Origin of the sequence: Mycolicibacterium sp. 624 (assembly GCF_040548615.1) — a bacterium.
GTDB lineage: Bacteria > Actinomycetota > Actinomycetes > Mycobacteriales > Mycobacteriaceae > Mycobacterium.
In genome coordinates this window covers 334,896-356,413 of the sequence record NZ_JBEPRZ010000003.1, presented here as the reverse complement: position 1 = coordinate 356,413, position 21,518 = coordinate 334,896, and the positions used below count along the sequence as shown (strand labels likewise).

Below are 21,518 nucleotides of genomic sequence, written 5' to 3'. Positions count from 1 at the left end.
ATGTCGCCAGCGTACGACTGCCGACGTCTGGCGACACAGATACGCCAGATTCGCTTGGCCGGCTTACTGATTCACATGACGGCTGATCCGCCACCCCCGCCGGCCACATCGGGATTGAGGATGTACAGACCGGCTATCGTTCGATCGTCACGGAAGGTGATGCGAGCGACGAAATCGCCAGCCTCGAAGCCCAATGGCGTGTTGGTAGTGGTGAAGTCGCCGGCGCGCACGGTGTCAGTGTCTCCGTGGCCCTCGTAGGCCCCGGCCAACCCCACAATGTGGGCCCACGCCTCCGCAAGCCCTTCCTCCGTGAGCCGGTCACGCATCGTGGCGTCGAAGCGAGCGCTGACATCAGCCCACCGGGCGTGCGCAAGATCAGCGATGACCTTCCTGGCGAGCTCGTCGGCCTCGGGAAGTGCGCTGGTATTCATGAGTCCTCCGGTTCGCGGATCAATCGGCTTGCCGTAACGCTGGAAAACGGCCTGACGCGATACACCGAGCACCTCACCGATTTCCTGCCAGGTTCGGCCCGCCTCTCGCGCATCCTCGACGGCCGCTGCCATCAACACCTCGGCCCGCTCCTGAACCTCGTGCGCCGCACGAACCAACTCGAGCGGATCGTCCTCGCCACGCAGAACCGGCGCAGCGAGAATCTGGCCGAGCTGGCGGTGAAGCTGCTGACCAGTCACCGTGAACGAACCAGGCATACGTCAATGTTCAATTGACATAGGTCGATCTGTCAAGCAATCCTTGACATCATCCGCGCCCTGTGGAGGCCGCTGCGTCCCATTCGCGGGGTGACCAGTGAGGCGCAGGCGTCACCTGGGGCGCGGGTGATCGAGTCGCTCACACGAGCCGTCCCGACACGCGATCCCCGCGCCTGCGATGGCGTGGCCGTCGCCTATGTTGGACGGTCCGAGGATCAAGACAGGGGGTTTGGTGGACGACAACACGACGACGTCGGCCGTCGACCTCCTCGACCTCAACCGCGATATTCAGGGCTCCCCCGCGATCCGCCTGCTGGCCACGCTCAACCTGGGCGTTTACGCAACTCTGATGGAGCGCCATCTCAGCGGTGGCGTCGTCGCCGAGACCGAGCTGGTGGTCCGGCTTGAGCGTGATCTCGACGAGTTGGGTCGTCCCGGTGGCGAGCAGTCCGGCCTGGCGTTGATCAAGTCATGGGCCAGCCAGGGCTGGCTGCACCGAGTCGCCGACCAGCGAGCCGGCGTCGAGCGCAACCTCTGCTACCTGACACAGGACGCACGCCGGGCGCTGGACTTCCTGCGTGGCATGCGGCGCCAGGACACCATCGCGACCGGCGGCTCCATCAACGGCATCGCATCACGGCTCAAGCAGATAGCCCTGCGCGTGGGCAATGACCCGGATCGCATCCGTGCCGGTATCGAGGCCGAGATCGCCGCGCTGCACGCCGAACTCGACGCGCTGGACAGAGCCCAAGACGACCTCGACGACGACGATCTCTCACGTCCCGAGCCCGATCTGACCGACTCCTACGACGAGGCCCGCGCCATCGCCCTGCAGATGGAGCGCCTGATCACCGACATCGGCCAGTACGGCACGATGATCGAGCAGGCCACCGCCGCGCTCGATGAGCCGATCGACACCAACGTCGAGTACCGCGACCGGCAGCGCCAGATGTACGCCGACTATCAGGCCGCATGGGACTCCCAGGGACGCGATTCGCACCGCGCTTTCCTGCGCATGATCAATGACCCCGACCAGCGCGCCGAGTTCGAGGCCGATGTGGCCGCGGTCGCCGAGGCGCTACCGGCACTCGACCCGGCGCTGCGCAAGGTCATGGCCGGGTTCTTCGAACTGGTCGGTCATCAGATCGACGAGGTGGAGCGCATCCAGCAGCGCTGTGCCCAGCGCGTCAAACGCTTCACCGCGTTCGGCACCCTGGAACAGAGTCGCGGGGTGGCCCGACAGCTCAACGAGGCCATCGGCACCGCTCGCGCCCTGCTGAAGACGTCCCTGACCGACTCGCGGCTGGACATCGAACTCCCGCTGGCCCGGCACGCCATCAGCTCGGTCGGCGCTCTGAGCTTCCGGATCGGCGACCTGTCGAACCCTAAACCCGCCCACGCCGCCGACGGCGACGTCGACCTGTCCAGCTTCGCCGCGCTGACCACTCAGGTCGACGCAGCCGCGATGTCGGAGATGATCAACACCGCGATCAGTGCGGGCACCCAGCTCTCTCTGCCGGAGGCGGTGCAGATGCTCTCCGCCGACGGACAGGGGGCGTACCTGGGGCACGTCATCGTGCTGTGGTCGTGGGCGCTCAAACAAGCCGTCCACCCCGACAACGCGGCGCAGGCATCCGAGTCCGTCACGATCCGTTTTCAATCCCTGGATGGGCGTGACCGTGAGATGGAGCTTCCACAACTGATGTTCACCGAACCGATCTCGAGCCTCCTGGGAGCCTCTGCGTGAAATCCCCACAGCCGACCGCCGACGGAGACATCGACTTCTCCTCACTGCCTCAGGTCGACCAGACCGGCCGCAATCCGCACCAGCGGAGGCCCCGGTTCGACGGCGATGTCAGCGAACTCCCCGACCGCGCGTGCTGGGCGCTGCAACACCTTCTGACGCGGCGCTACATCAGCGCGGAATCCGATCGCGATCTCTACACGTGGGTGCTTGAGTACCGGGCGGCACTGACCGTGCGACTCTCCGAACTGGACCTTCTATTGCGCATCGTGGAGGGTGCTGACGTCGCGTTCGTCGAACAGGCCCGCTACGAATCAGCCAGGGGCGTCAAGCTTCTGCGCCGCGAACCGCTCGGCACATACGACTCGATCCTGGCGCTGCATCTGGCGCAGATGATGCGTGCCTCCGGCGACCAGGCCGTGCTCATCAGCCGCGACGAAGTCCACGGCTTGTTCACCGGGGTCCTCAATGACACCGACCGCGACGTCGTCACGTTCACCTCGCGCATCGACGCGGCCATCGCCCGGCTGACCTCGCTGGAGATTCTGCGCAAGAGCCGCGACGACGAGGACAGTTACACCGTCAGCCCGGTGATCAACGCCATCATGACGGCGTCGGTCATCACCGAGTTGCAACAGCAATTCGAGCTGCTGCTCACCGGTGGGGCTCCGCAGGACCAGGAGGAGGCAGAGCAAGATGGCTGAACAGTTCCACCTGTCACGCCTGCAGGTCATCAACTGGGGTGTGTTCGACGGCTATCACTCCATTCCGTTCAGCGAGGGTGGAGCCCTGATCGCCGGCGCCTCCGGCAGCGGTAAATCCTCACTGTTGGATGCGATCTCGCTCGGGTTCCTGCCGTTCAACCGGCGCAACTTCAACGCGTCCGGCGACAACTCAGCGGCCGGCTCCAGCGCGGGCCGCCGTACGGTCGACAAGTACGTCCGCGGCGCGTGGGGCCAGCGCAGCGATGCCGGCGCCAGCAAGGTCATGTATCTGCGCGGCGACGGCACCGCGTGGGCGGCGGTGGCCGTCACCTACACCAGCAACACCGGCCGCACCATCACCGGACTGGTGCTGAAATGGCTTACCGGAGAATCACGTTCGGACTCCTCCAGCAGGTTCGTCCTGGCCGACGGGGACCGCGACATCGAGGGCATCTGCAACCGATGGGCCGCAGGCCGTTTCGATGGCAGTGTCTTCAAGGACGACGACTGGCGGTTCTCCACCAAGGTCGAGTCGCAGTACCTCGCCCAGCTGTACGCGACGATCGGCATCCGCGCCTCCGACGCCGCCCAGCAGCTGCTCGGAAAGGCCAAGTCGCTCAAGAGCGTTGGCGGCCTGGAGCAGTTCGTCCGGGAGTTCATGCTCGACGAGCCCAGCAGCCTGACTCGACTGCCCGAGGCACTCAAACAGATCGACCCGCTGGTGGAGGCGCGCGAACTGCTGGCCGTCGCGCAGCGCAAGCGCAAGATCCTCGGCGACATCGAGAAGATTCAGCAGCGCTACGGCTCGGAGTCCTCGGATCTGGGCATCATCGATCTGGTGGATCAGCCGATGGTCCGGGCATATACCGACCACATCCGGCTTGCACAGTGCCCGGCGCAGATCGATTCGCTCGACGCCACGATCGACCAGCTCGGCAACGAGTACGAGGACGTCACCCGCCAGCTCAATCTCGCGAAGGCTGAGGGTGACTCGCTCAACGCTCAGATCAGCGGATCAAGCGCGAGTATCGGGCCGCTGCAGTCGCAGGTGGCCGGTGCCGAGGCTCAGGCCGAGGAGGTGTCACGTCGGCACGCCGCATACGAATCGCTGCTCATGGCCCAGGGGCTGGACACCCCCGATACCGCGGACGAGTTCTGGAACCTGCGTGAGGAACTCACAGCACAGGTCACCGAGCTCCTGGCCAAACTCGACCGTGGCCGCGAGGCATCCACCGATGCCGAGTACGCGCAGAAGTCGGCCCGCATGATCCGCGATGACGCCACCAAGGAGTTGAAGCGCGTCGAGCACGTGGGGTCAGCGCTGCCCGAGTTCGCCATCACGATGCGTGAACACATCTGCGCCGCAGTGGGCGTCGATCCGAGTGAGCTGCCCTATATCGCCGAGCTCATGGACCTGCGGCCCGAGCAGAACCGATGGCGCATGGCGGTCGAGAAGGTGCTTCGCGGTGTGGGCCTGCGGCTGCTGGTGCCCGACCGGCACTATGCCGCGGTCCTGCGGTTCGTCAACGAGACCAACATGCACGGACGCCTCCAGCTGCACCACGTCCGCGCGTCGGCAAGCGGTCGTGAGGCTGAGCCGAACACGTTGGCAGGCAAGCTGTTCGTCGTCGACCCGACCCACGTGTGCGCCGCCGAGGCCGCCGACGTCGTCGCCGCGGCAGGCGACCACATCTGCGTCGACAACCCGGACCTATTCCCCCGGTTCCGCCGCGCCGTCACCGACACCGGCCTGTACAAGGATTCCGACCGGTTGGCGATCAAGGACGATCGGCGCCCACTGAAGCAGTCCGAGTACATCTTCCAAGGTGATGTCGCCGCCAAGATCGACGCGCTGACTGTCGATCTCGCCAACGCCGAGGAGGCCTATCAGGCTGCCCGACGCTCCGCCGACGATATCGCCACCGAGCGTCAGCAGTGGCGAGACCGGGCTGCGGCCTGCAAGGCCATCTGCGAGCAGTTCCCACAGTGGAACCACATCGACACCGAGTCCGCGGACGGACACGCCGAAAGGTTGCGCGAGCAGTACGAGCTGCTGCTGGCCGACCATCCCGACATCGAGGCGCTCAATGCCCGCGCCGATCAGTGCTGGGAGGAGATCCAGACACTGATGACGCGACGCGGGGCGATCCAGACTCGCCGCGACGACCTCGATGGCCGCCGGACCCAGCTGCTCGAGCTCCAGGAGCGGCTGACACCGACATTCGTGTCCGAGCCGCTGACCGAGCTGCTGAACCGCTATGCCGGAGACGTTCCGGTGACGTTGGAGCTGCTCAATCCCGAGCCGCATCGCGATGCCGTGTTCACCGCGATCCGCCGCGAACGTGAGCAGTTGCGCGAGAGCCGCAGGCGTTCCTACGACGAACTCGCCCGCATCCTCAACACATTCGACACGGCGTTCCCGGACGCGATTCCCAACGACAGCGACGTCTTCGACGAGCGCGTGCACGACTACGTCGCGCTGTGCCGGCACATCGACGAGCGCGAGCTACCCGAGGCCTACGAGCGGATGATGCGCCTGGTCACCGAGCAGGCACCCGATGCGATCCTGACGCTGCACCGGGTGGCAGAACAGGAAACCCGGCGCATCAGCGACCAGATCGACCGCGTCAACACCGGTTTGGGCGCCGTGGAGTTCAATCGCGGCACCCGGTTGACGTTGCGCGCGACGCCGCGCAACCTGACCGCGGTGGCCGAGCTGACCGATATCGTCAAGGCCATTTCACGCCGTATCGCCGAGGTTGGCCTGGGTGACAAACAGGCGATTCTGGATCAGTACGCCGACATCCTGCGGCTGCGCAATCGGCTGGCGTCGGTGGCACCGGAGGACAAGGCGTGGACCAGAGATGCGCTCGATGTCCGTAACCGGTTCACCTTCGACTGCGCGGAATGGGATGTCAGCACTGAGGAGCTGATCCGCACGCACAGCAATGCCGGTGACAACTCCGGCGGCGAGCAGGAGAAGCTGATGGCGTTCTGCCTTGCGGGCGCCCTGAGCTTCAACCTGGCCAACCCCGAAAGCGGCGACAATAAGCCGGTTTTCGCACAGCTGATGCTCGATGAGGCGTTCTCGAAATCCGATCCGCAGTTCGCGCAGCAGGCGCTGCAGGCGTTCCGCAAGTTCGGCTTCCAGCTCGTCATCGTGGCCACGGTGCAGAACGCCACCACCATTCAGCCCTATATCGACGGTGTGGTGATGGTGTCCAAGACCGAGGCCACCGGACGCAATGCACGCCCGGTGGCCACTGTCGCGACGAAGACAATCAGCGATTTCACCGCGCTGCGCCAGGAGATGAGCGCTACCGCGGCCGTCGCCAGGGTGCCCGCTGGGGTGTGACGCGCACCGATCCCCGGGTCATCGCCGCCAGAACAGGTGGTGCGTCACGCCACTCGGACTCGGTACGACGTCGTGGTGGAACCGGTCGTTCAGCTCGTCGGGAGACTCCCACAGTCGTACTCCGGATCCGAGTTCCACATCGGACACCGCGACGTGGAGGGTGTCGACGAGGCCAGCGTCGAGGAACTCCCGGATGACGGTCGTCCCACCGCCGAGTCTGATGTCCTTGCCCTGCGCGGCCTCCCTGGCCCGCTCGAGCACAGCGGCCGGATCGTCATTCACGAAGTGAAACGTTGTGTCCGACAGCGTGAACGACGGGCGCTCATGGTGCGTGACAACGAAGATCGGCGTGTGAAACGGTGGCTCGTCGCCCCACCAGCCCTGCCAGTCGTGGTCGAGCCAGGCGCCGCGCTGCGGGCCGAACTTGTTGCGGCCCATGATCTCGGCGCCGATGTTGTGGGCGAAGTCCCGTGTGAAGTAATCATCGAGTCCGCGACTCCCGCCGGGATCGGTGCGGTTGGGCCAGCTCGCCGTCGCGCCAGCCCATGACATCAAGGCACCGGGGTCGGCGTGACCGAACGGACGCTCGAAGCTCTGGTTCTCACCCGCGCCGAAGCCGTCCCGAGACACGGTGAAGTTCTGGACCTTGAGCAGTTGCACTACGGATTCCTCCTGGGTTGTGGACAGACGATGATTGGACCACTGGGGTCGGCCAAACTCATCGCGCGGGGCCGTCCTCGATCAAGGACCGCACATCGGCGACGTCGTACTCGGCGACCGACGCCGAGAGCATCGCCGCACTCTGGTCATCGCTCGGGCCGCTGCCGCGGAAGTCCTCGACGGCCTCTCGCGACTCCCAGCGCTCGTAGATGTTGACGCGGCCAGGGTCGATCAGGTCAGCGGCGATGGTGAAGTCCAGGCAGCCGGCCCTCCCCCGTGCCTGCTCGACGACGTTCACACAGCCCGCGAGGTAGGACGTGCGCTCCTGGGGCTCGACGGTGACGTGGCCTGCGACGATGACCATGGCGGACTCCTCCTGAGACATTCGTGTCGTGCCGGCCGGCACCGTGCTCTCCATATAGACACCGCGGGGGCGCAAAACTCATCCCCCCGTACCTCGCCTCTTGAGAGCGGCGCGCGCCCGTGCCAGTTCTGGCAGCGGACAGCCCATCGGCATCTTCTCGACGGCTTCGGCGAGATAGTGGCGGGCCGGTTCTCCGCGTAGCTCGACATCATCCAGAGCGGAGCGCAGCTCGAACAGCCAGGCACCCTGGGCGCGCGCGAGTTCGCGGGCCGCGGCGAGACCCTCCGCGCATGAGGTCGAATCCCCATGAGTGTGGGCGAGAGCGCGCAGCAACTCGGCGCTGTAGAAGCAAATGCCGGTGTCCGCGGTGAACTGCAGAGCGGTGTTGAGACGGACGCGCGCTTCGTCGAGCCGGCCGGCGGCAATCAACAGCTGCCCAAGGGTGCACCAGTAGAACGGCCGATACGTACTGGCGCCGAGCGCCTGCCAGACCTCGATCACCTGTGTCAGGGCGTCGATCTGAGCAGCGATCGTGGCGAGTTTGGGAGTGCGTCCGGCAAGTGATGCCCGCCCATCCACCATCGCCTTCTCGGTGGCGCCGAGCAGCTGCCAGTACAGGTGGTCCAGTCCAAAGCGGTCGGACTTCTCGACGAGTTCCTCGACCAGTGCGCGAGCGCGGTCGAACTGCCCGGCCTCGGCGTGCACCCAGATCTTCATGTCAATGGCATATAGGTGGTTGTATGGCCGTTGCGGATAGCCGAGCCGGTCTGCGCGGTCGACGGCCTCGCCCAATCGCGCCTGGGCGCTGTCCAGCTCACCGCGGATCAGGTGATCCCAGGCGAGGTGTTCATGCGCCAGGGCCACCGGGTCATGCGGGGCGGTCCAGATGGCCTGAAGTCGGTTTTCGTACTCGTCGGTCACGCCCGTGGCGGCTTGCTCGAAATACGTTCGTGCGGTGTCGAACTCACCGCGTAGCCACGCCACGATACCGAGCGACCCGGCAATCGCCGGGCGGAACCACCGCCTGGCGTGTTCGGTGCTCTCCCACATCAGCTCCATGAGCTGGCTGGCCCGGGGCAGGTCCGCGCGCCACATGTAGTAGGCACCCACCGCGCACAGCGTCGCGACCAGTTCGTCGTCGCGCAGGTCCGTGCCCACCAGCTGGAGGCACCGTTCGAAGTCGGCGACGGCGACAGGGCTCTGGGCGCCCTCAGCGGTGGCGGTGAGGTACCCCCGCTCAAGTCGAGGGGCGATCTCACTGCGGTCGCGAGCCGGGCCGGGCGGACAGTGCTCGAGCTGTGTGAGGGCCTGGGTCAGGTAGGTGCGGGCCTCAGCCAGCGCCCCTCGCCGACGGGCAGCGGCCGTCGCTCGTTGATAGGCCGCTGCCGCGTCGGCGTGCTGAGCGGCCTCCTGGTAGTGCGAGGCAACCAGTAACCAGTCCGGGTCGGCGGTCACCCCCTGGACCATCGCATCGGCAACCCTGGCGTGGAGTCTGCGCCGCACGCTGGGCGGTGCCAGCTCGTCGACGACCTCGCGCAGAAGCTCGTGCCGAAACCGCCAGGTGTCGCGGCCAGTCGGTTCGAGCACACGGGCTTCAATGAGCTGGCCGATCACCTCGTCGACCTGTGTCTGGTCGAGGTCGACCACCGCTGTCAGCAGGGATCTGTCGATGTGGCGGCCAATGACCGCGGCGGCCTCGACCACCGGCACGACATGTGTGCCTGCGCGCAACCGTGCGAGGAGCGGCTCGTACAGGGCATCGGGCACACGACGATCCGACGACGACGTCATGCGCAATCCGGCCACGACCTGCTCGATATAGAAGGGCATGCCGTCGCAGCGGCTTCGTACCGTCGCCCGCTCCTCCTCGTTGACCGTCGGATCGATCGCGGTTATCAACTCGTCCGTCTGCTCATCGGACAGCGGCGCGAGGTCGAATGTCTCGACATGCCACTGTGCAGGCAACCAGTCACCGTCGCGGCCGGTGAGTAGGACGAGCAGTCTGCCCCGCCCGGAATCCAGCATCGACCCGACGACGCCCAGCGTGGACTGATCGAACCACTGCAGATCCTCGGCGACGAGCAGCGCCGGAGTGTCACCGATGCGGGCGAGTAGATATGACCGGACCGATGCCGCGATGAGCTCCCCGAGCCTGAGACCCTCAGCGGCCACGGGTGTGTAGCCGTGCTCGGGGGCGATCGCCAACACCGGCGCGAGTGCGGGCACCGCAGTTACGGGATCCAGCCCGCGCGCGGCGATCTCGGCCTCGAGCAGCAGCAGGCGTTGTTCGGTGGTTGTGTGCCTGTCGATTCCGCATTGCCGCTCCAGCAGAACCCGGACTGGATGTAAGCCCACTTCGGCGTGGTAGGGCGAGCCGACGAGTTCAAGCACCACACCACCGCTGGCGCGGACCAGATCTGCCGCTTCTTCGGCCAGCCGACTCTTTCCGATGCCTGGTTCACCGCGGAAGAGCAGCCCCGGTTCCGCTGACGTGCCGGACTGCACGTGGGCCCACGCCTCATGGAGACGACGGCGCTCACGGCGGCGTCCCACCAGCGGACTCCGGGCGGAACGGTCTGGGGTGGCCCGTTCCGCGATCAACCGGTAGTGCGTGATCAGCTCCTCGACACCCTTGACCGGTGCCGGAGCGCAATCGGCAAGCTCAAAGTCATTGCGCACCAGGGCCTCGATCGCCGAGGACACCATGACCTGGCCCGGTGCGGCCAGGCCGGAGACGCGTGCAACGAGATTGGCGGCGAGTCCGTAGACGTCGTCTTGGGCTGTGTCCAGATAGACCAACCCGCGGTGCACACCGACCCGAACGTTGACCTCGATCCCGAACCGGTCCCGGGCCTGACGGCTGATCCGGGCGACCTCGGCGACGACGTCCATGCCCGTGAGCACTGCCCGACGCGCGTCGTCGCCGTGGGCCACCGGATGCCCGAACACGGCCAGAATGCCGTCGCCGGCGGTCCCGCCGATGTGGCCCTCATAGTGGGCGACGATGCGACGCACCTGTTCGCGATATCGCCCCACCACCGAGTGGTACGTCTCCGGCTCGACCCGGGTCGAAAGCGCCGTCGAGTCAACCAAGTCGGCGAAGAGCAACGTCAACCGCCGGATCTCGCCGGCATCGCCTGGCGCGGCCAGCAAGTCCTCGGCATCGGTATTGCCCTTGTCGGCCGCGAGCACCTGCCCCGCCAAGGCCGCCGCATGGCTGCGATCGCCCCGGTTGATCGCCGCCACGGCGCGGTCGATCAGCGCGTCGACTGAGGCATCCCGCTGAGAACCAGCGTGACTGCCTTGCGGAACGTCGGGGCGGCCGGTCGCCACATCACCATCTTGGCAGCCGCGCTCACGACGCAGTGCTGGAATGGGTCGCTGTAGCGCTGCGAAAATGGTTGGCGCGACGTGTACCTGATGCGTAACGCTCTCAACATGCTCGATGCAGCGGGGTTCGCGGAGAACGGTGTCCTCAAGCTGGACGAGGCGGCACCCCGGGAGGTCGCCGACGCGGCGCGAGACCTGCTGTGGACCCAGATTGGCTTGTCTCCCGACGATCCTGAATCGTGGACCAAGCCGGTGGTGTGGGCGGCCGACCTGACCGGTGCGGGCCCCTTCGGCGTGCTGGCGCGGAGTCGCAGGCTCGCGGACGCCCTCGATGTGCTGTGCGGGCCCGGCGGGTGGCAGCCGCGGGGCGCGCTGGGCAACATCCCAGTGCGGTTCCCGGTGAAGCCCACGGACGACGACCGCGGTTGGCACATCGACAACAACACCCCGCGGTCAGATGGCACATGGGCGGTCAGCGGCCGCCCTCAGACGCTGTTGCTGCTGACAATTCTGTCCGAGGTGGGCCCCGATGACGCACCGACGCGGATCCGGGTTGGCTCTCATCGAGACGTCGCCGCCGTGTTGGGCGATGATCTGATCGACGCGCACGAGTGCGGGCCGTTGGTGGACGCCGCCAGCGCCGGCCGCGACGTCATGCCGGCCACCGGCGTTCCCGGCGACATGTATGTCGTGCACCCGTTCACGGTCCACGCCGCCGATGAGCATCGCGGCCGAACCCCGCGGTTCATGGCGCAGGCGCCGGTGTTGCTCGCTGCCCCGCTCACACCGCAGACCGGATCACTGCTGGGATCGGCGTGGCACCGTTGACTCAGCGAATTGGCAGTCAATCGACATTGATTAGCCAGCTTCGTGCCCATTCTTGGAAAGCGCTGTTAGATTTCCACTGCGCATATAGGAATTTCTCAGAAAAGGCCGTTTGAACTGCGCTTATAGCGCGCATTTGTGAATTTTAGATGAACGGGTGGGCTATCTCACGAATTGCAAAATGACTGAACTAAACGCGAGTTTTATCCCGTTCAATGTGCATGACCAATACAACAGATTCACCATTCACGCGCACCATGCCCGAACATCGCACGGGTGCTCCCCGCATCTCAGGCACGGGGGTGGCCCTGACACCGCACCGATACTCCCAAGAAGAGGTGGTCGGCGAGCTCACGTCGATCATCGAGCCGGGGTTCGCGCGCTTCGCACGTACCAGCGGTGTCGAGCATCGCAGTCTCGCAATGACTCTCGATCGCTACCCCGCCATGACCGGGTTCACCGAGGCGAACTCCACCTACCTCGAGGTGGCCACCGACCTCGGTGAGCAGGCTGTGCGCTCGGCGCTGGACGCCGCCAAGCTCGAGCCATCCGACGTCGACGTCATTGTGACGGTGTCGAGCACGGGTGTTGCCGTTCCGACGATCGACGCGCGGATCTTCTCGCGGCTGGGATTGCGGCCCGACGTCAAGCGCGTGCCGCTCTTCGGGTTGGGTTGCGTCGCCGGTGCTGCCGGGCTGGCGCGAGTTCACGACTACCTTCGCGGGTTCCCCGACCATGTCGCGGTTCTCCTGTCGGTGGAACTGTGTTCGTTGACGTTGCAACGCGGCGACACCTCGATACCGGCACTGATCGGGGTGTGTCTCTTCGGTGACGGCGCCGCCGCAGTTGTCGCCAGTGGTGCGGATCGAGTTCCTCATGGCCCGAGCATGATTGACGAGCCACGGGTACTCGCGACACGTAGCAGGATCATCCCCGACACCGTCGACGTGATGGGTTGGAACGTCACCGCCAGCGGATTCGGGCTGGTGATGTCGCGTGATGTGCCGCGAATGGCGCTGGACTACCTCGGCGATGAGGTCGCCGACTTCCTCGCCGCTCACGGCCTCACCACCCGCGACGTGTCGGCGTGGATCTGTCACCCCGGGGGTCCCAAGGTCCTCGAGGCGGTCGGACAGGCACTCGACGTGCCCACGGCGGAGTTCCGGCACAGCTGGGAGTCGATGCGGGACAACGGCAACATCTCCTCCGCCTCGGTCCTTGACGTACTCAATCGAACCCTGGCCGAGCCTCCACCGACGGGGTCGATCGGCCTGATGCTGGCGATGGGCCCCGGATTCAGCTTCGAACTGCTCCTCCTGGGCTGGTAGGGAACGACGATGTACTACCTGTTCATTGCGTTGATCGGCGCCGAACGCCTCGTCGAGCTGGGGTTCGCGCAGCGCAACGCCGCATGGTCGTTCGCCAACGGCGGCAAGGAGTTCGGGCGCGGGCACTACCCGGTGATGGTGGGCATGCACGTGGCGCTACTCCTGTCGTGCGTTGCCGAGGTCGCGTTCCTGCACCGGCCGTTCATTCCCGTGCTCGGCTGGGCCATGGTCGCGGTGGTTGCCGCCAGCACCGCGGTCCGATGGTGGTGCGTGTCGGTCCTCGGCAGACACTGGAATCCGCGGGTGATCGTCGTGCCAGGGGCTCCCCTGGTCCGGAGCGGCCCCTACCGATGGGCGCATCACCCGAACTACACCGCGGTCGCGGCGGAGGTGGCAGCACTGCCCCTGGTGCACTCGGCGTGGGTGACCGCCATCGTGTTCAGCATCGCGAATGCCCTGGTGCTGAGGGTTCGTATCAGGACGGAGAATGCCGCGCTGGGGTACGCCTGACTCCGCTTCCGCAGCGGAGTCGTCGCAGTCCATCATGGACGTCATGGAATCGTCCCGTGTGGATCGGTGGTTGTGGGCGGTCCGGCTGACGAAGACCCGGCCGGACGCCGCCGAGGCGTGTCGCGGCGGGCATGTGCGGGTCAACGATCGACCGGCAAAGCCGGCGACCATGGTGGTGCCCGGTGACCAGGTACGCGCCCGGGTTGGCGACACGACGCGGATCGTCGAGGTGGTACGGGTGATTCAGAAGCGCGTCGGTGCGGCCGATGCCGTGACGTGCTACCTGGATCGAACACCCGCGCCGCCACCGACTTCCTCGGTCCCGGTGGCGGCCCGAGATCGGGGCGCGGGTCGGCCCACCAAACGTGATCGTCGGCTTCTGGACAAGTGGCGCGCAGGTCAGGGGTGAGACGTCACGGGGCGTCCCCTGACACGGCGAACTGGCCGGACAAGTCCGATGGTCTGTACGTGCCAGGTGTCGCTGTGGCAGCCGCCGCTGCACAGCCGCCCGCCACGAGGAAGCACGCCGCGACGTACCAGAGATTCCCGATGGGATCGCCATTCGCGGTGATGCCGTTCACCGCGCCGAAGTAGGCCGGCAGTGAGGCCAACCACAGAACCGCCATGACCGCGAGATAGGCAATGCTGTAACGGATTACTAGTGGGCTCGTATGGCGCTGCGCTGTTACGGCACTGGTGCGCAGCCGCCGCCACTGGCTGACCATCACCGGAACCGCGACACAGGTGATCGCCACGAGCTCGGCGGCATAGACAGTCCCCATCAGCGTGGTGTTGGTCAGCGCACCGATGAGCGTCGCGGGCAGTGGCAGGATCGCGGTTCCGAGCGAGGCCAGCACGCCCACGACGACGGTCCGCCAGAGCACCTGCACACCGGTGAAGCGCTCACCGCGGTCGACGTGTCGGCCCACAAAGAACTGGACGCACAGGGCCAACGACATCGGCCACAGCGCGGCGAACACTACGACGCTGGGCAGTGGCACGGCATCGAACATCGGTTGGTTCATCGGGTTGTCGACGGACCACTCCCACCAACGCAGTTGGGGGCCGAGGTGATCGAAGATCTCGTAGAAGGCGTGGTGCACGAACCCCACGCACACCGCCCCAATGAATGTCCCGTAGCGGCGGAACACCCCGAGGACCCTGACGATCTCGAAGGCGACCGTCGCCATCATCGGATAAATCGCGATGATGTAGAGAGGCAGTCTCCCCCAGAGGAAGTCGACGCTGAAGACGTTATGGGCGAACATCGTGTCGACGTGCTCGTCGATGCCGAATGCCGCCGGGAAGTACAGCGGCGGTTCGATGATCAGGAGGTAGGCGATCGCGCCGAACCACAGGGCGAGATTGGTCGCGTCACCGTGACGTCGGTATCGGCTGATCGCGTAGACCAGGGTGAGGATCGCTCCCACGATGACCGTCAGTTCGAGCACTGGCAGTGTCCAGTTCTCGAGGGCCAGCGGGTTGCGGAACTCGACCAGGCCGCCGGCTTCCTCGCAGGAGAATCCGAGCGCTCTCGCGAGTTGCTCGAACGTCGGCGCGCACAGATCAGACATCGGCTTCCCTCAACGCTGCGGCGGTGTACCAGTTCGTCACGTCGTAGCCGGCGTCGTAGCGATCGAACCACTCCTCAGCCAGCGCCGGCAGCTTTTCGTGTGCGGGTTTGTGGTTCGGCATCTGGCTGCGCACGATGCCTGCCAGTGCCCGCAGCTGCTGGCCGGCAGGCAGATGCGCGAACGCGTTCTGCACGGGGCCGTTGTCGGTCTTGGTGCCGAACGGGAGCCGCCGACGGATCTCTTGTTTGTACCGATGGGTGACGAAGGTCGAAAGTGCGTCGACTCGGCGTTCCTCCACCGCGATGTGCTTGTTGAATCCCTCCGCGGCCATGCGCACGACGGCCATCACGTGTTTGAAGATCGCCGGGGCTACCCGGACTCGATAGATCGGGTCGGCCACCACGTGGTCGTAGATGATGAGCGCGGAGCTTCGATGCTCGACCTCCTCGACGAAGTGCCACAGAAACAGCGACGCCACCCGATCGTCGCCGGGGGCGAACAGCGTGTCGTCGTTGTCGAGCATCAGCTTGAACACTGGCGTGAACGTCGCCTCGAGGTCGGCGGTGTAGGCCAGGCGGTAGGCCAGCGACGTGTTCGCCGTCAGATCGTCGAATGCCGCGATGACCTCGTCGAGCGTTTCCTTCAGCGCCGGATGGCTTTTGATCAGCCCCTTCACGTGTTGGCGATGAGCCATCGAGTGCTGACCCTCTTGCCGCACGAAGGCGTCGGCCTCCTCGGCGACCGCCGGGTCGGTGATCAGCGGCATCGCCTCGGGGATCATCGCCCCGATCATCTTCTCGAATGCGACGGCCAGGAACGAGACCGCGTTGGCCATGCACGAGAACGCGGGATTGTCCTCGTTCCACAGGAACGGCACGTCGTAATCGGCGAAGCCGAAGCGCATCTTGCGTACTTGAAGGTCTGTCATCAGCTGGCACCTCGTGACTTGGGCGCTCGGCTGATCCCCCGCAGCGCGTTTCCTTGAACATACAACCATACGTATATCCGTGTGATCGTATGATAGGTAGGCCGCGATGCGGCGTGAAGACACGCGTCGGCCCACCTTTTCCCAGGCCAGCAGGGGTGTCGTGCTATGGTCGCGTCGCTGCCGGCGTGGCGCCGGAATGTTCACTTAGACAGCGTCGGCCGAGGATCGGACATGGCACGCAGGCGTGGATGGGGTGGGCATCCGCCCAGTAGCGACGACGAGGCCGCGGAACGTGTCGTCGCCGCCGCGGTTGCGCTGATCGCCGAAACCGGTTCCGCCATCACCATCGCCGACGTCGCATCCTCGCTGGGCGTCATCCGTCAGACCGTCTATCGGTACTTTCCGACTGCTGAGGCATTGATGCACGCGGCAGCGGTCTCGCTGGTGGACGGCTTTCTCGATCGACTTGAGGAGCATGTCCGCGGGATCGCGGACCCGGCTGTGGCGATGACCGAGGGAACGATCTACTCGCTCGAGACAATCAGGAACACACCAGGTTTCGGCATTCTGATTACGGGAACCTTCACTCAGAATTTCGTTGAGAACCTCGCCTCCGACGAGGCGCGCACATTCGGTATGCGCATGATCAACAGGTTCGACGTCGACTGGCAGGCCCACGGCTACGACGACGTCAGTCTGCGCGAGCTGGTTGAGTTCACCTTGCGCACCATGCTGTCGTTCGTGGTGGCGCCAAACGACCCGACTCGCTCCCAGGACGACCTGCGACGGTATCTGCGCAGGTGGCTGGGCGGCGCGATCGAAGCGCAGGGCAGGTCTGGGTTGGTCCCGCCGTGACTCGGATCATTCACCTCGTGACGTGGCTGGCCGTCATCGCCGTACCGGCGGCCGGGTGGTTCGTGAGGGATTGGTCGGCTGGCACAACGCTGGTCGTCTACTGGTTCGAAACCGCCGCGGTGTGCCTGTTCATCGCCGCCCGGATCCTCGTTCACCAGTACTGGAATCCTCGCCGCGGACACTTCAGGTACGCGGCGCCGAGCACGGATCGACGCAACTCCTACCCGTCCTTCGTCAAGGGCTTCGTCATCACCACCACCGCCTTCTGCGTTGCCCATGGAGCTGTTCTCGGCGCCATGGTGCTGGTGCTCAACCGCGGCGGAACACGGCCGATCGTTGACATCGACTGGCACAGTGTGGGATCCGGCTGCCTCAGCGTACTGATTCTTCTCGCCATCGATTTCGTCGTCGATCTGTTCAGCCTTCGGCAACGATCATTCCTCGACATCGAACAGCTCGCCAATCGAGGCACCAGTCGCATAGTGCTCGTGCATCTCGTCCTTCTCGTCGGCTTCCTCGGCATCGCGCTCACCGGCGCGCCGACGGCGCTGTTCGGAGCCTTCGTCGTCCTCAAGACCCTGTTTGCGCTGAGCAGTGCCCTGCCGCAGTGGGAGCCCGTCGCAGCGCCGGAGCGGCTCAGCCGGGTGATGAACCGACTAGCGCGCGATCGCCCCGGCCTGAGCTTCGCTGAACAGTGGGATAAGGACCGCGCCGAGGAAGCCCAACGGCGCGACAGAAACGAGCAGCCCTGGGGCGGCGCTCGCTCCGGCACGAATTTGGCATAGCGCCGGTAGTCGGCAGCAACCAAATCTGTCCCCTGCGATCGTTTCAACGACAACCACTCGCGCCACGGGAACGAAGTTCTGTGCGTTGAAACCGCACCACAAGAGGATGATTCGATCTTGATGCGCGGACACCGCGCTCCGCGGGGGGGCTCTGCGCCGAAGTGGAGGAGGAGCGAAATGAAATATGTCGTTGCGATGAACTTCAGGATGGGCGGTTCGGCATCCGAGAACGACGCAACCGTCAAGCGCATGCTTGAGCTGTACTCCAAGTGGTCACCGCCCAAGGGCACGACCTTCCATCAGTTCCTCGGCAGACTCGACGGTGGCGGAACATTCGCCGTCGTCGAGACCGACGATCCCGCGGAGATCGCGGAGACCACCAGCCAGTTCGGTCCATATGTCGAGTACCAGCTCTATCCGGTCCTTGACATCGAGGACACGGTCGGTGCCGCGCAGAAGGGCGTCTCCTTCCGGGAGTCGGTCGGCTGACCTCGCGATTCGGCCGCATCAGGTAGGTGTGAGGATCACGAGTCGCTGCGTCGCTCGGGTCATCGCCACGTAGCGGTCGACCGCGCCTTCGACACCGCTGCCGAATGCCTCGGGATCGACGAGGATGACGAGATCGAACTCGAGCCCCTTCGCCAACTCGGGCGGCAGGGACTGGACGCGGGATGTCGGCTCGAACGTCGGATCACCGATGACACAGGCTGTTCCGTCGTCATGCGAGGCGAGCCAGTCATCGAGGACGGCGGAGAGCTCCGACACTGATCGGTGTTCGACGGGGATACCGCTGCTGCGGACGGAGGTCGGCACGTTGGCGTCTGGGAGGACGGCCCGGATGATCGGCTCGGCTTCGGCCATGACCTCGGTCGGCGTCCGGTAGTTGATGCTCAGAGACGCCACGTTGATCCGCTCGAGGCCGATCCGCTCGAGCCGTGCCCGCCAGGACTCGGTGAACCCGTGCCGGGCCTGCGCACGGTCGCCGACGATGGTGAAGCTCCGGGTGGGGCAGCGCCGCATCAGCATCTGCCACTCGGCGTCGGTCAGTTCCTGAGCCTCGTCCACGACGACGTGTGCGAATGGGCCGGCAAGCGGATCGGTGTCCGCGTCGGGCAGGGCGGCCTCGTCGACCAGCGCGTCACGGATACCCTGCTGGCGCAATTGGGCGATCATTCCCTCGTCGTCGTCGGCCTGTAGAAGTTCGTCGACGACCCTGTCCATCTGTCTGCGCTCGGCGGCGACGGCCGCCTCGTACGCGCGCCGACGACGTGCGGCGGCCGGGTCGCCGAGCCGCTGCCGCGCTGCGTCCAGCAGCGGCAGATCGGACACCGTCCAACTCCGGGCGTCCGCGCGCTGCAACCTCCGCACGTCGTCGGGACCAAGCCACGGCGCGCACTTGCGCAGGTAGGCCGGCACCGTCCACAGGTCTGCGACGAGATCTGCGGCCGCGATCAGCGTCCACGAGTTGTTCAGCTTCGACCGCAGCTCCTCGTTCTGCAGCAGGGCGTTACGCAGTGCAGTGGGTGGGGCGTCACCGGCGCACTTGTCGAGCAGGATCGTCAGCAGCACCTCCCAGATCGCCCCCCGCGCGATGTTGTGCGGCGTCCCCGGCTCCGGTGCGTCGAACGCCTCGGCCCAGTCGTCGGCGCTCAGCCAGATATCGGCCCAGTCGGTCGTGACCGTCATCCCCGCGCTTGGCGGCTCCTCATAGAACCTGACGGCCGTTTCGATCGCCCTCACCATGTCCACCGATGCCTTGAGCCGGGCCACCTGCGGGTCGGTCTCGACCCCCGCCGCGGCTCCCTCGGGGACAAGGTCACCCACGGTGCAGGTGAGCACGCCCTCCTCGCCCAAGTTGGGCAGGACATCGCCGACATAGGCCAGGTAGGGCTGATGCCGACCGATGAACAACACCCCGCCTCGATGCTGATCGAGCCGGTGGTCGGAGTACAGGAGGTAGGCGGTCCGGTGCAGGGCGACGACGGTCTTGCCCGTCCCTGGACCACCGTCGACGACGAGAGCTCCGGGTGATGCCGCGCGGATGATGGCGTCCTGGTCGGCCGCGATGGTGCCGAGCACGTCGCGCATCTTCGCCGACCTGTTGGTGCCCAGGCTTGCGATGAACGCCGACTGGTCGTCTAGTGAGGCGTTGTCATTCAGACCGTCGGGGGTGAACACCTCGTCCCAGTAGTCGCTGACCCGCGCTTCGTTCGCCGATCCGGAGCTCCAGCGATATCTGCGGCGACGTGTCAGACCCATCGGGTTGGCATGGGTCGCACCGAAGAACGGCTCGGCCGCGGGCGTGCGCCAATCGATCAGCAGCTGACGGCCCCCTCCGTCCATGAGGCCGAGCCGGCCGATGTACACGGGCGCGACGTCATCCGGCCCGATCATGTGCCCTAGGCATACATCCAGACCGAAGCGGCGCAGGTAGCGCAGATGCGCCGCCAACCGGTGAATCTCCATGTCGCGCTCCATCGCCCCCCGATCCACGCCGCCGGGCGACCTGTGCAGGGCATCGAGGCGGGCGGTCACGTCCGCGATGGACTTCTCGAGGCACTGTGCGATGGCCGCAAAGTGCCGCTCGTCGTCGGCGATCAGTGTCGGGTCGGCCTTCGCGGTAAGTCGACCGGGAAGGGCGAAGGCGCTCGTCGACATCACACTCATTTCGTGGCCCTCACTTACATGCGTCTGTGGGTTCGGCCAGCGATTCTGCGGCACCACCCGGGTCTTGCCGCAAGCCCCCCACTGCGCTATATGTTGAAGGTGGAAGGAGTTTCGTCCTCCTTTCTCATCGATCGTCCCTCGCGCACGGGCAAACTCCACGACCTCCTCGGTTGTTTGACTCCGCCACGAATCCTCGACGGACGTCCGGCGATGTGCGGAAAACCGCCCGGCGAGATGTTTCGATGAAGCCGATCCGGGAAACCCACGCCCCGAACTGCTAAGGGGCACTAAACAAGCCCGCTCTGGACGTCGAGGAGCCGAACCATGGGCAACGGCACAGCTGGACACACGTCAGCGGATCGCCACCCGTCCCGCACCACACGCGCACAACGCGGGATCCCCCTCCTGCTCGTCGCAGCCGTGGCGGTCCTGACAGCGGTGGTACACCCGTTCGTCTACACCCCGGTGGCGGCAGCCGCGCCATGCCCCGACGTCCAGGTCGTGTACGCACGCGGCACCTTCGAGCCGCCCGGTGTCGGACTCACCGGACAGGCGTTCGTGGACGCACTGCGCGGGAAGCTGCCCGACAAGTCCGTTGACGTGTACCCCGTCAACTACCCTGCTTCTCTCGACTTCGCCCGAGCAGCCGACGGTGTCATCGATGCCACCAACAAGGTGCAAGACGTGGCGGCAAAGTGCCCCGACACGAAGATGGTGCTCAGCGGCTACTCCCAGGGCGCCGCCGTCATCGCCTACATCACCACCGATTCGGTGCCTGCCGACTACAAGTTGCCACCCGGGATAACCGGCCCGATGCCGGAGTCGGTGGCCGGTCACGTCGCCGCTGTCACGCTCTTCGGAAAACCGTCGACCGGGTTCATGAACATGATCGACCGCAGTGCACCGCCCATCACGATCGGCAGCGAGTACGCGGGCAAGGCGCTCGACCTCTGTATACCCGCAGACCCGATCTGCTCGCCGAACGGCGGCGACAGTGCCCTGCACACCCTGTACGCGGTCAATGGAATGGCCGACCAGGCAGCGACATTCGCGACCCAACACCTGCGGCTGACGTGAGGTAGTTCAGCCCCGAATCTGTGAATTGTGCGAGGAAAGGGCGCTGTTGCGACCTCTCCCCTTCTCCGGCTGTGGCCGCCCTCACACGATGGTCGACATCTACCG

Annotated in this window: 18 protein-coding genes; 11 read left to right on the top strand and 7 right to left on the bottom strand. The window is 65.8% G+C overall.

Features of this window, described 5'->3' with window-relative positions; genetic code table 11:
• Positions 1 to 71: 71 nt before the first annotated feature.
• Positions 72 to 707 carry a DUF3887 domain-containing protein gene (locus ABIA65_RS14585; RefSeq protein WP_354523975.1) on the bottom strand — a complete coding sequence of 212 codons (636 nt, stop codon included), beginning with the start codon at positions 705 to 707 and terminating at the stop codon, positions 72 to 74.
• Between the two features lie 196 nt (positions 708 to 903).
• On the opposite strand from ABIA65_RS14585, the gene ABIA65_RS14580 reads away from it, so the two are divergent.
• Genes ABIA65_RS14580 through ABIA65_RS14570 form a run of 3 tightly spaced genes read left to right on the top strand, consistent with a single transcriptional unit; the run spans position 904 to position 6,510 of the window.
• On the top strand, positions 904 to 2,454 hold the full coding sequence (locus ABIA65_RS14580) for a DUF3375 domain-containing protein (protein WP_371747058.1): 1,551 nt from the start codon (positions 904 to 906) through the stop codon (positions 2,452 to 2,454).
• Positions 2,451 to 3,155 carry a DUF4194 domain-containing protein gene (locus tag ABIA65_RS14575; RefSeq protein WP_241405296.1) on the top strand — a complete coding sequence of 235 codons (705 nt, stop codon included), beginning with the start codon at positions 2,451 to 2,453 and terminating at the stop codon, positions 3,153 to 3,155. Before ABIA65_RS14580 ends, ABIA65_RS14575 begins: the two co-directional genes overlap by 4 nt.
• Positions 3,148 to 6,510, top strand: coding sequence for an ATP-binding protein (locus ABIA65_RS14570; protein ID WP_241405295.1), 3,363 nt, complete (start codon positions 3,148 to 3,150; stop codon positions 6,508 to 6,510). Before ABIA65_RS14575 ends, ABIA65_RS14570 begins: the two co-directional genes overlap by 8 nt.
• 18 nt (positions 6,511 to 6,528) lie before the next feature.
• Here ABIA65_RS14570 and ABIA65_RS14565 read toward each other — a convergent pair whose 3' ends face one another.
• The 3 genes from ABIA65_RS14565 to ABIA65_RS14555 all read right to left on the bottom strand — a co-directional run bounded on the left by ABIA65_RS14565 (position 6,529) and on the right by ABIA65_RS14555 (position 10,867).
• Positions 6,529 to 7,170, bottom strand: coding sequence for a dihydrofolate reductase family protein (locus tag ABIA65_RS14565; protein ID WP_354523974.1), 642 nt, complete (start codon positions 7,168 to 7,170; stop codon positions 6,529 to 6,531).
• Between the two features lie 58 nt (positions 7,171 to 7,228).
• A complete protein-coding gene (locus ABIA65_RS14560; RefSeq protein ID WP_241405293.1) occupies positions 7,229 to 7,534 on the bottom strand; it encodes a putative quinol monooxygenase in 306 nt (101 codons plus the stop codon).
• A 78-nt stretch (positions 7,535 to 7,612) separates the two neighbouring features.
• On the bottom strand, positions 7,613 to 10,867 hold the full coding sequence (locus ABIA65_RS14555) for an adenylate/guanylate cyclase domain-containing protein (protein WP_241405292.1): 3,255 nt from the start codon (positions 10,865 to 10,867) through the stop codon (positions 7,613 to 7,615).
• A gap of 105 nt (positions 10,868 to 10,972) precedes the next feature.
• On the opposite strand from ABIA65_RS14555, the gene ABIA65_RS14550 reads away from it, so the two are divergent.
• The 4 genes from ABIA65_RS14550 to ABIA65_RS14535 all read left to right on the top strand — a co-directional run bounded on the left by ABIA65_RS14550 (position 10,973) and on the right by ABIA65_RS14535 (position 13,936).
• Positions 10,973 to 11,692, top strand: a complete 720-nt coding sequence (locus ABIA65_RS14550; RefSeq protein ID WP_354524221.1) for a phytanoyl-CoA dioxygenase family protein — start codon at positions 10,973 to 10,975, stop codon at positions 11,690 to 11,692.
• A gap of 254 nt (positions 11,693 to 11,946) precedes the next feature.
• The gene (locus ABIA65_RS14545) at positions 11,947 to 13,017 is read left to right on the top strand and encodes a type III polyketide synthase (protein ID WP_354523973.1); all 1,071 of its coding nucleotides are present in this window, start codon (positions 11,947 to 11,949) and stop codon (positions 13,015 to 13,017) included.
• Between the two features lie 9 nt (positions 13,018 to 13,026).
• Positions 13,027 to 13,527, top strand: coding sequence for an isoprenylcysteine carboxyl methyltransferase family protein (locus tag ABIA65_RS14540; RefSeq protein ID WP_354523972.1), 501 nt, complete (start codon positions 13,027 to 13,029; stop codon positions 13,525 to 13,527).
• A gap of 43 nt (positions 13,528 to 13,570) precedes the next feature.
• On the top strand, positions 13,571 to 13,936 hold the full coding sequence (locus tag ABIA65_RS14535) for an Hsp15 family ribosome-associated heat shock protein (RefSeq protein ID WP_241405289.1): 366 nt from the start codon (positions 13,571 to 13,573) through the stop codon (positions 13,934 to 13,936).
• A 4-nt stretch (positions 13,937 to 13,940) separates the two neighbouring features.
• Here ABIA65_RS14535 and ABIA65_RS14530 read toward each other — a convergent pair whose 3' ends face one another.
• Positions 13,941 to 15,101: a hypothetical protein gene (locus tag ABIA65_RS14530; RefSeq protein WP_354523971.1), complete on the bottom strand. Its 1,161-nt coding sequence runs from the start codon at positions 15,099 to 15,101 to the stop codon at positions 13,941 to 13,943.
• Entirely contained in the window at positions 15,094 to 16,029 is a 936-nt protein-coding gene (locus ABIA65_RS14525; RefSeq protein WP_354523970.1) for a metal-dependent hydrolase, read from the bottom strand. Before ABIA65_RS14525 ends, ABIA65_RS14530 begins: the two co-directional genes overlap by 8 nt.
• Before the next feature lie 231 nt (positions 16,030 to 16,260).
• On the opposite strand from ABIA65_RS14525, the gene ABIA65_RS14520 reads away from it, so the two are divergent.
• The 3 genes from ABIA65_RS14520 to ABIA65_RS14510 all read left to right on the top strand — a co-directional run bounded on the left by ABIA65_RS14520 (position 16,261) and on the right by ABIA65_RS14510 (position 18,158).
• Positions 16,261 to 16,884 carry a TetR/AcrR family transcriptional regulator gene (locus ABIA65_RS14520; protein WP_354523969.1) on the top strand — a complete coding sequence of 208 codons (624 nt, stop codon included), beginning with the start codon at positions 16,261 to 16,263 and terminating at the stop codon, positions 16,882 to 16,884.
• Positions 16,881 to 17,669: a DUF6498-containing protein gene (locus ABIA65_RS14515; protein WP_354523968.1), complete on the top strand. Its 789-nt coding sequence runs from the start codon at positions 16,881 to 16,883 to the stop codon at positions 17,667 to 17,669. The genes ABIA65_RS14520 and ABIA65_RS14515 overlap by 4 nt, the downstream gene beginning before the upstream one ends.
• A gap of 177 nt (positions 17,670 to 17,846) precedes the next feature.
• Positions 17,847 to 18,158 (top strand): DUF3303 domain-containing protein, encoded by a 312-nt coding sequence (locus tag ABIA65_RS14510; RefSeq protein ID WP_241405285.1) that lies wholly within the window; start codon positions 17,847 to 17,849, stop codon positions 18,156 to 18,158.
• An 18-nt stretch (positions 18,159 to 18,176) separates the two neighbouring features.
• On the opposite strand, the gene helR is transcribed toward ABIA65_RS14510, so the two are convergent.
• Complete coding sequence (helR, locus tag ABIA65_RS14505; protein ID WP_354523967.1) at positions 18,177 to 20,336, bottom strand: RNA polymerase recycling motor ATPase HelR; 2,160 nt, start codon at positions 20,334 to 20,336, stop codon at positions 18,177 to 18,179.
• A 429-nt stretch (positions 20,337 to 20,765) separates the two neighbouring features.
• Between helR and ABIA65_RS14500 the strand changes: the two genes are divergently transcribed.
• Entirely contained in the window at positions 20,766 to 21,413 is a 648-nt protein-coding gene (locus tag ABIA65_RS14500) for a cutinase family protein (RefSeq protein ID WP_502919572.1), read from the top strand.
• Positions 21,414 to 21,518: the final 105 nt, after the last annotated feature.